At 32.2% G+C, this 8,952-nt stretch carries 9 protein-coding genes and 1 tRNA gene; 7 read left to right on the top strand and 3 right to left on the bottom strand.

The window, feature by feature from the left end:
* Positions 1-413: 413 nt before the first annotated feature.
* Both OA93_RS22185 and OA93_RS22180 read right to left on the bottom strand, forming a co-directional pair.
* Positions 414-1,178 (bottom strand): hypothetical protein, encoded by a 765-nt coding sequence (locus OA93_RS22185; RefSeq protein ID WP_039116316.1) that lies wholly within the window; start codon positions 1,176-1,178, stop codon positions 414-416.
* A 26-nt stretch (positions 1,179-1,204) separates the two neighbouring features.
* The gene (locus OA93_RS22180; RefSeq protein WP_039116315.1) at positions 1,205-2,233 is read right to left on the bottom strand and encodes a hypothetical protein; all 1,029 of its coding nucleotides are present in this window, start codon (positions 2,231-2,233) and stop codon (positions 1,205-1,207) included.
* Positions 2,234-2,467: 234 nt separating this feature from the next.
* Here OA93_RS22180 and OA93_RS22175 point away from each other — a divergent pair, with 234 nt between their 5' ends.
* Complete coding sequence (locus tag OA93_RS22175) at positions 2,468-3,097, top strand: hypothetical protein (RefSeq protein ID WP_039116314.1); 630 nt, start codon at positions 2,468-2,470, stop codon at positions 3,095-3,097.
* 362 nt (positions 3,098-3,459) lie between these two features.
* On the opposite strand, the gene OA93_RS22170 is transcribed toward OA93_RS22175, so the two are convergent.
* A tRNA-Leu gene (locus OA93_RS22170) sits at positions 3,460-3,541 on the bottom strand.
* Positions 3,542-3,650: 109 nt separating this feature from the next.
* Here OA93_RS22170 and OA93_RS22165 point away from each other — a divergent pair.
* From OA93_RS22165 to OA93_RS22140, 6 genes are all read left to right on the top strand, one after another.
* A complete protein-coding gene (locus OA93_RS22165; RefSeq protein ID WP_039116313.1) occupies positions 3,651-5,042 on the top strand; it encodes a dipeptidase in 1,392 nt (463 codons plus the stop codon).
* 373 nt (positions 5,043-5,415) lie between these two features.
* Positions 5,416-5,838: a hypothetical protein gene (locus OA93_RS22160; protein ID WP_039116312.1), complete on the top strand. Its 423-nt coding sequence runs from the start codon at positions 5,416-5,418 to the stop codon at positions 5,836-5,838.
* Positions 5,839-5,861: 23 nt separating this feature from the next.
* Positions 5,862-6,824, top strand: coding sequence for a DUF6624 domain-containing protein (locus OA93_RS22155; RefSeq protein WP_039116311.1), 963 nt, complete (start codon positions 5,862-5,864; stop codon positions 6,822-6,824).
* A gap of 6 nt (positions 6,825-6,830) precedes the next feature.
* Positions 6,831-7,202, top strand: a complete 372-nt coding sequence (locus OA93_RS22150; protein WP_039116310.1) for a BlaI/MecI/CopY family transcriptional regulator — start codon at positions 6,831-6,833, stop codon at positions 7,200-7,202.
* A complete protein-coding gene (locus OA93_RS22145) occupies positions 7,199-8,425 on the top strand; it encodes a M56 family metallopeptidase (protein ID WP_039116309.1) in 1,227 nt (408 codons plus the stop codon). Before OA93_RS22150 ends, OA93_RS22145 begins: the two co-directional genes overlap by 4 nt.
* Before the next feature lie 28 nt (positions 8,426-8,453).
* A complete protein-coding gene (locus tag OA93_RS22140) occupies positions 8,454-8,888 on the top strand; it encodes an energy transducer TonB (protein WP_052249910.1) in 435 nt (144 codons plus the stop codon).
* Positions 8,889-8,952: the final 64 nt, after the last annotated feature.

The raw sequence follows: 8,952 nt of genomic DNA, 5'->3' as shown, positions 1-8,952 counted from the left end.
TTACACATAAAATAACCGCAAACTTGTCTTTCTGAGGAACGAAGACACAAGCGATAGCGAACTGGCGAAGCAATCTCCGCCAGTAACTCGACAATCAAGAAAAGCTTTGTGTTAGTTTCTTACGGAGACCCTTCCTTCGTCAGGGTGACAAGATTGGGTAGAAACAAAAAATATCTATATACAAGTTTGCACACAAAACAATCACAAACTTGTCAGGCTGAGCGTCCCGAAACTTCGGGAGAAGCCCCGCAAGTAACTCAACAATCAAGAAATAATTTATTTTCTAAAGATTTTTTCAGGAGCTATTTCCTGCTATCATTCCAAATCTTTTTTATTGAGAAAAACAATAAAAAAGGATTTTCCCTTCTATCAGGGCTAGATATGTGTCTTTATGGATATACAAGGTTGCATCTCTAGACATTTAAAATAAAAAACGTATGAATATCATCAATCCAATTTGGTAGCTTATTCACACCTTCTTTAAGTAAATATTTGTAAATTTCTTTTTTTGCTACATCCGAAATTTCTAAAAAGGTTTGCAAACTAAACTTTTTAATTTTCGCAAAAACTTTAGATAACCGCTTGGAAAAATCTTTCTTAGTTAAATTTTGAATATTATCTCTTAAGTCTAAGGTTTCTGAACAGATATTCGCGACTTCTTCATCATTAGGATGTTTATTTTCCAAATAAATCGAAGCTGCTGACAAAAAATTATATAAAATATTTTGTTGAATATTATTAAATGGATGAGTAGTAGCATTCTCGTCAATACTTTCAAAATCCGAATAAATTTCTTCTTCATAAATTTTCAAAAAGGCTTCTTCTTGATTAAAACTAACAGAATTATAATCCTGTATAATCTTAATCCAAGTAAGAAAATATTTAAAAATCTTATCTTTATCAACCTCTCCAGCTGTACCATCAATAGAATCATGACTCGCTGGTGCAAACCTCATAGGAAAAAGCGTTGGCATTCCATTTGACTTTTTATCGGGAAAGCCAATGTAAAAATAAAAATCTCTATGGTTTATATCTTGAAAGTAAAAGAGTACATCCGTAACATTTACGACTTTTATTATATCGGAATAGTCAACTGCAAGATTCCTTAAAGAATGTAACATTTCTTGAATGTCTTTTGCAACATTATATGTATAATCTTTCGGATTAGGTATCGCCATTTTTATTTGAATTAATTTATAAAACTTTATTTAAATTTTATTTCTAATTTATTATAACTGAATTTAACTTCAACATCTAACCAACCATGCAATGATTTTGCCTTATCGACTAGTATTTTAAAATCTAAATTTGAGTTTTCTTTACATGATAATTCTAGAGAGTTTTCTGTAAAATCTAAATATAAATTATCGTAAATATATTGTTCATCAATATCCTTTTCAAAAAATGCCTTTATAGGATCAATTGTATCAATAATCCCTAATAAATACAAGAAACCAAAATCATTAAATTTTAATGGCTTAAAATCTATCAGCTTGCCTAAATTATAGTCCTTGTAAAGTTTGCTTTGTTTTTTTTCTGGCATCCAAATATTATGCATAGCAATCGAAAATGCAGCTAACTTATATTGACCTTCTAACGCTTCTCCCCAAAATAGGCTATCTAAATCTTGATATTTAGATTTTTCTCGTCTAATTTTAACAAGTCTATCAAATAAAATTATTCCACCAAATAAGCCGTGATCAATAACCTTGCATTCATTAACCCGATAATTATAATAATCCCCACAACAATCAAAAAGAATTCTAGAAGTGGAATCTAAATACTCGTCCAAGAGTTTATTCTGAATGTCATAATTTTCGTAAAGATTATCTAAGGTTTTGTTTTTTGATAATAATTTATTGTCTTTTTCAATATGATACGCGTTATCGTGATATAATGCAATTAAAAACCAAATAAACGGAAATGTTTTATAACCTGGTTCATTGACATTTAAATTAAATTCTCTTTGAAAACCAGTTTTATAATAAACTAATAATCCCAAAAAGAAGACCGAATTAATGTGGTTTGGATATCTTAATTTACCAAAATCATCTATAATTGATTTAAAAATTTTAACCTTACCTCCTCTTTCAAAATATTTGTGGATAAAATTATTATGTGTAATTGTACTATCAAGAAAAGGATTTTTTATAACATTACTTGGATTAATTCCGAAGTAATAATCCCAATCTGATTGAGATAGGTCTTGAATGTGCTTAAGAATGGTTTCCATATTACTTTATTCAATTTATAAATGAAATTTTCTAATTTTAATCAGTTATTCAAAAATAAAAATTGATACCGTAGCTACTGTATAATAATAAATAGTTTATTAACAACTTTAACAACAAAATGCAACTCTTTTATCCATAACAACAAACCAAACAATTTCATCACTACATCCACATTCCTTTTTTAATACCCTGAGAATTCCTATTTTTAAATAATATTTAATAAAAACCAAAAAATGAAAAAGGAAATTCTGGAGCAAATCAAAAAATTAGGCGGAAATATCGACAATATAAAAGGCAAATCACTTCAGGAAGATTTACAATCCATAACTTTTGATACTGTTCTGTATCAGCGACCAACAGATACACCTTGGGCAACCGCCGAAGAAGAAGAACCCATTTACGGAATAAGCGATTTCATCAACGAGAACCAAGCACTTTTCAGAGAAAACAAAGAAGGTTTTTACGATGCAATAATTCAAAAATATTTCAGATTAACAGACGAAGGATTCGGTCAGATGTTTTGGCAAGTTTCTCCTTTTACCCCTTTTAAAGAAGGCACAGAAGATTACGCCGAATGGAACGATGATTTTAAAGATGAAGAAACAGATTTAAGCGAAATCATTAAAGTAACAAATGACCATTCGCCAGATTTTATTCTGCTTATTTCAAGTTATGGTTTTCCAGACCATTATTACATATGCTTATCCGATCCAAATCCTGAAAACCCAACATTATTTGGAACAGATCACGAAGTTTTTTTCAGAGAAGTTTCTAACCAAGGAAACTTAGAAGATTTCCTAAACACTTTTATGACAAAAGAAGAATTGCTAGAGATTATAAAGAAAAGGATTGAACATGCTTAGATGGAAACAAAACCTTTGTTTGGTTACGCATAAAATAGAACGCTGATAAAACGGATTCGCTATCGCGAAGACGCAGAAAAAGACGGATTTAATAATGTTAAATAAAAAATCCGTGGTTAATCCGCGGCTTTACAGAGTAAATCCGTTTCATCAGCGTTACTTTTTTTAAGGACAAACTAAGTTGAAGCTATTGATTAAACTTTGCGAACCTTTGCGTTTTTCTCTTTGCGCTCTTTGCGGTAAATTTTTTTACTCAATCCCCAACTTTTGAATATTGACCTCTAAAAACCAATAATTTAGTAAAGTAAAGGCATAAAAAAAAACCCTTAAAACTATATTTTAAGGGTTTTTAAAGTAAGTAGTGCGGATAATAGGACTCGAACCTACACGCCTTGCGGCACCAGATCCTAAGTCTGGCATGTCTACCAATTTCACCATATCCGCTCAATTGTGGGTGCAAAGATAATCATAACTTCTAATTTTCAAAGCTTTTTTGAAAAAAAATATTAATTCTATTTTTCGTATTTTTGAAATTCTATAAAAATCAATTTAAATGGACACTATAAAAGCATACGTTCAAGAACACAAAGAACGCTTTATCAATGAGTTAATCGAATTATTAAAAATTCCATCTGTAAGTGCAGATACTGCATATTCTCAAGATGTAATTGACACTTCCGAGGCTGTAAAAGCAAGTTTAGAGAAAGCCGGATGCGATTTTGTCGAAATTTGCGACACTCCGGGGTACCCAATTGTCTATGGAGAGAAAATAATCGACCCAAATTTACCTACCGTATTAGTTTACGGACATTATGATGTTCAGCCACCAGATCCAATGGAATTATGGACATCTCCCCCATTTGAACCAGTTATCAAAAAAACCGAAATTCATCCAGAAGGAGCAATATTTGCTCGTGGTGCTTGCGACGACAAAGGGCAAATGTACATGCACGTAAAAGCACTGGAATATATGGTACAAAGCAACACCTTGCCTTGTAACGTAAAATTCATGATAGAAGGCGAAGAAGAAGTAGGATCTAAAAGTTTAGGTTGGTTTGTAGAGCGCAATCAGGAAAAACTTAAAAACGATGTGATATTAATTTCAGATACTGGAATGATTTCTAATCAGCAGCCATCTATCACAACAGGATTACGTGGTTTAAGTTATGTAGAGGTAGAAGTTACAGGACCAAACCGCGATTTACATTCAGGTTTATACGGTGGTGCAGTTGCAAACCCTATTAACGTACTTGCCAAAATGATTGCTTCATTACACGACGAAGACAACCATATTACAATTCCAGGATTCTACGACAATGTCGAAGAATTAACGCTAGAAGAAAGAGCCGAAATGGCAAAAGCACCATTTAGCTTAGAGAAATATAAAAAAGCCTTAGACTTAAACGATGTTTATGGCGAAAAAGGATACGTAACCAACGAACGCAACTCAATAAGACCAACACTTGATGTAAACGGAATTTGGGGCGGATATACAGGCGAAGGAGCTAAAACGGTTATTGCAAGCAAAGCTTTCGCAAAAATATCTATGCGTTTAGTTCCAAACCAAGATTGGGAGCACATTACCGAGTTATTCTCAAAACACTTTACAAGCATTGCACCAGCAGGCGTAACTGTAAAAGTTACTCCACATCACGGTGGTCAGGGATATGTAACACCTATTGACAGCATTGGTTACAAAGCGGCAAATATGGCTTACACCGAAACATTTGGAGTTCCTGCAATTCCAGTTCGTTCAGGCGGAAGTATTCCGATTGTAGCATTATTCGAAAAAGAACTAAAAAGCAAAACAATCCTTATGGGCTTTGGTCTTGATAGCGATGCGATTCACTCACCAAACGAACATTTCGGAATTTTCAATTACCTAAAAGGAATCGAAACTATTCCGTTGTTTTACAAATATTTTGTAGAGCTTTCTAAAAAATAAGCCAACTGCAAAGTGAAGATTTACCACAAAGCGCGCAAAGTCTTTTCGCTAAGTTCGCAAAGTTTTCCTATCAGGTATTTAAAATCTGTTAGGTATAAAACCTCAAAATCCGTTCAGCAATGAGCGGATTTTTTTATGGGCGTTCTCTCCGATCGTCCCAAAGGTTCGGAACTGAATAGCTGGATTTAAAATTTCTACCATTTTTGGTACTCACAATACCTTTGCCTCTTAGCTCCTTTGAGCCTCTATTCCTTTTACCTTTGTCCCTTTGCACCTCTAAACCTTTGACCCTCAAAAAAATAATTTTGGAAATTAAAAAATTAACTCTACATTTGTAGAGCAAGATATTATCTTGTAGAGCAAAATAAGTTTTATGAGTAGATATATCTTATTATTAATTTACATAACACTGCTTTCTGGATGCAAGAGCAATCCAATTAATCAGAAGATTGACAAAAAGAAAGAAGGCGCTTGGATAGACAATTATACACAAGATAGTGTTACATACAAATCATTTGAATACTACCGGAAAGACGAACCCGTAAAAAAATGGAAATCTTACGTAAACAATACGCTATATAAAACAGAAAAATATCAAGCCAACAGTTGTAAAGTCAAATATTATTATCCGAATGGAAAATTACAATCAAAAGGAAAAACTAAATTAGAAAAGAACCAAGAACAAATACATTGGTTTTATTATAACGATTGGAAATATTACGACACGGCAGGCAAACTAATCGAAATAAAAAAATACAGCAACAGAGAATTAACATCTACTACAAAAAACAAATAACCAAAATTTCTATTTTAAAAATTATGAAAAAAATAAGTGCCATTTTTTTATTCCTGTTGGGTATTACTTCCTTACAAGCACAATCTTACAAAGAATATATCCAAAAAGCAGACTCTTGTTACAAAGGAAAAGATTATAAATCATCTGTTACATATTACGAAAAGGCATTTAAACTAGAGCATAAAAATTCGACACAATTATACAATGGAGCATGCTCAGCAGCAAGGTCATTAGAAACTAAAAAAGCATTCGAATGGTTAAACTTAGCAATCGATAATGGTTATGAAAATTTATACCATCTAAAAAAAGATAATGACTTAACAATATTGCATCCCGAGAAGGAATGGCAAAAAATAATAACCAAACTTCAAAAGAAACTTAACAACATGGAAGCAAATTATGACAAACCTCTGCAAGAAGAACTACTCTCTATTTTTGAAGAGGATCAAAACATAAGAAAGGTATTCATGACAATATATAAAAGCCCAAATTATGATAAGAAAAAAATAGATAGCATTGGTAAAATCATAAATTACAAAGACAGCCTGAACCTAATTAAAATATCCAAGATACTTGATGAAAAAGGATGGGTCGGTGAAAACGTTGTAGGCAGTCAGGCAAACCAAACTTTGTTTCTGGTAATACAGCATTCGGACTTAGAAACGCAACAAAAATATTTACCCATGATGAGAGACGCTGTCAAAAAAGGAAATGCAAAAGCAAGTTCATTAGCATTACTAGAAGACCGCATCGCACTAAGAGAAGGGAGAAAACAAATTTACGGAAGCCAACTTGCCAAAAATCCAGCAACAAACAAGCAATACATTTCACCACTAGAAGACCCCGATAATGTAGACAAAAGACGCGCAGAAGTTGGTTTAGGAACCATAGCCGAATACGCTCAAAAATGGGGAATTGTTTGGGATGTAGAAGCCTATAAAAAGGAATTACCAGAGTTAGAAAAATTAGAAAAAATTAAAAAATAACCCACAATGCAACTAACCAACTCCGAAGAACAATTAATGCAACACCTTTGGCAACTAAAAAAGGCGTTCATGAAGGATTTGCTCGAAGCATATCCTGACCCAAAACCGGCTACAACAACCGTTGCCACTTTATTAAAAAGAATGATCGACAAAAAATTTGTTGCCTACAACGAATTTGGAAACTCAAGAGAATACTATCCATTGGTCAAGAAAACCGATTATTTCTCTAAACATGTAAACGGATTGATTAGTAATTTCTTTAACAATTCGGCATCGCAATTTGCTTCTTTCTTTACCACCGAAACCAATTTATCGACTTCGGAATTAGAAGAACTCAAAAAAATCATTGATAGTCAAATTCAAAAAAAGAAAAAATGATAGCTTATATCCTAAAATCATCATTACTACTTATAATCCTGTTTGTAATATATAAACTTTGGTTAGAGAACGAAAAAATGCATAGTTTCAACAGATTCTATTTGTTGGGTAGTTTAGTTTTTGGTTTAACCATTCCTTTACAACTATTTTCATTCGATACAAAAATATCTAAGGCAATAAACGCTATTCGATTACCCGAAATAGTAATTAATAACAATGCCCAAAACATAAATTCACTAACCAATAATCAGACAATTACTTATAGCTTATTTGCTCTATATCTAATTATTGCGTTATCACTAACCGTCCGCTTTGCGTTGAATCTGTATTCCTTTTATAAAAAAATAAAATACAACAAATCACAAATTATCAATGAACAAAAAGTGGTTTTGATTGAAGATTCCATATTACCACATTCATTTTTAAACACCATATTTTTAAACGAAAGTGATTTAAAAAACAATCTAATCGACACACAACTTATTGCTCACGAAACGGCACATATAAAGCAAAAACATTCGTTGGATATTATTCTTATTGAAGCAATACAAATCCTATTCTGGTTTAATCCAATCTTTATATTTTACAAAAGAGCTATCAAATTAAATCATGAATTTCTAGCCGATGAAGCAGTAATAACCCAATCAGAATCGGTTTCTCACTATCAAAACTTACTATTAAAAATGGCTTCCAACCAAAGCCAGATTGCGCTTGCAAGTTCTATTAATTTTCAAATAACCAAAAAACGTTTACTTATGATGACAAAAAAAGAATCCCGATTGAGAGCAATAATAAAAACCTCGGTAGTAGGTTTTATATTTGCTACATTATTTTTTGCTTTTAACACGACAACAATTGCTCAAGGAAGCAATCGAAAAGCACTGAACGAACCACCAACCTTCCTTACAGACACAACCGAAAACATTCAGCAACCAGAATTCCCAGGCGGAATGACTGAATTTTACAAATTCATTGGTAAAAACTTCAAAATCCCTAAAGATGCTTCTAAAAATAAAGTATCAGGAAAAGTGATTATCGATTTCTATGTCGAAAAAGACGGTTCATTATCTGATTATAAAATAGCTCATGACTTAGGCTACGGATTAGGCGATGAAGTTATACGCGTATTAAAATTATCTCCAAAATGGAAACCAGGCACATTAAACAATGAACCAGCGAGAGTAATGTACAAATTACCAATAACGGTACAAGAAAATAAATAAAAAAAGTAATTTAGCTAGAAAAAAAAATATGAAATTAATAACAAAGCTAGATTACAAAGTTATTGTTCTTTTTACCGTATTGCTTGCATTTAGTACAGAAGGTATCGCCCAAACAATTGAAAACGATGAACAAAATGAGACTCTTGTTCATCCTAGTAAATTTGAAAGACAAGCTCAATTTCATACAGGTATGAAAGGCTTTTACAAGATTTTCTACACCCACTTCAATGTAACTGATGCAGCATACGAAAACAAAGTTAAAGGAACACTTATGCTTACATTTAACATAGAAACAGATGGTTCTTTATCAGATATTAAAGTCAGCAAAGATTTAGGCTACGGATTGGGAGAAGAAGCCGTTCGCGTTTTAAAAAAATTGCCTAACTGGGTTCCAGCTTTATATAAAGGTAAGCCAATAAGTCAAATATTTGCGTTACCAATAGCTATTGACTGTACTGATTAAAAAAACGCTCTTTTTATTAGAAAATAATATTTAGATATAATCATGAAATCTACTTTACAACTAA

Source organism: Flavobacterium sp. KMS, assembly GCF_000813005.1.
GTDB lineage: Bacteria > Bacteroidota > Bacteroidia > Flavobacteriales > Flavobacteriaceae > Flavobacterium.
Note: the sequence above shows the minus strand (reverse complement) of the source record. Positions and strands in the feature narration are given on the sequence as shown.

Coding starts and splice junctions, on each gene's coding strand:
- OA93_RS22145 (WP_039116309.1), top strand. CDS start 7,199: ATGATAGCTTATATCCTAAAATCATCATTACTACTTATAATCCTGTTT.
- OA93_RS22160 (WP_039116312.1), top strand. CDS start 5,416: ATGAGTAGATATATCTTATTATTAATTTACATAACACTGCTTTCTGGA.
- OA93_RS22185 (WP_039116316.1), bottom strand. CDS start 1,178: ATGGCGATACCTAATCCGAAAGATTATACATATAATGTTGCAAAAGAC.
- OA93_RS22155 (WP_039116311.1), top strand. CDS start 5,862: ATGAAAAAAATAAGTGCCATTTTTTTATTCCTGTTGGGTATTACTTCC.
- OA93_RS22180 (WP_039116315.1), bottom strand. CDS start 2,233: ATGGAAACCATTCTTAAGCACATTCAAGACCTATCTCAATCAGATTGG.
- OA93_RS22150 (WP_039116310.1), top strand. CDS start 6,831: ATGCAACTAACCAACTCCGAAGAACAATTAATGCAACACCTTTGGCAA.
- OA93_RS22140 (WP_052249910.1), top strand. CDS start 8,454: ATGAAATTAATAACAAAGCTAGATTACAAAGTTATTGTTCTTTTTACC.
- OA93_RS22175 (WP_039116314.1), top strand. CDS start 2,468: ATGAAAAAGGAAATTCTGGAGCAAATCAAAAAATTAGGCGGAAATATC.
- OA93_RS22165 (WP_039116313.1), top strand. CDS start 3,651: ATGGACACTATAAAAGCATACGTTCAAGAACACAAAGAACGCTTTATC.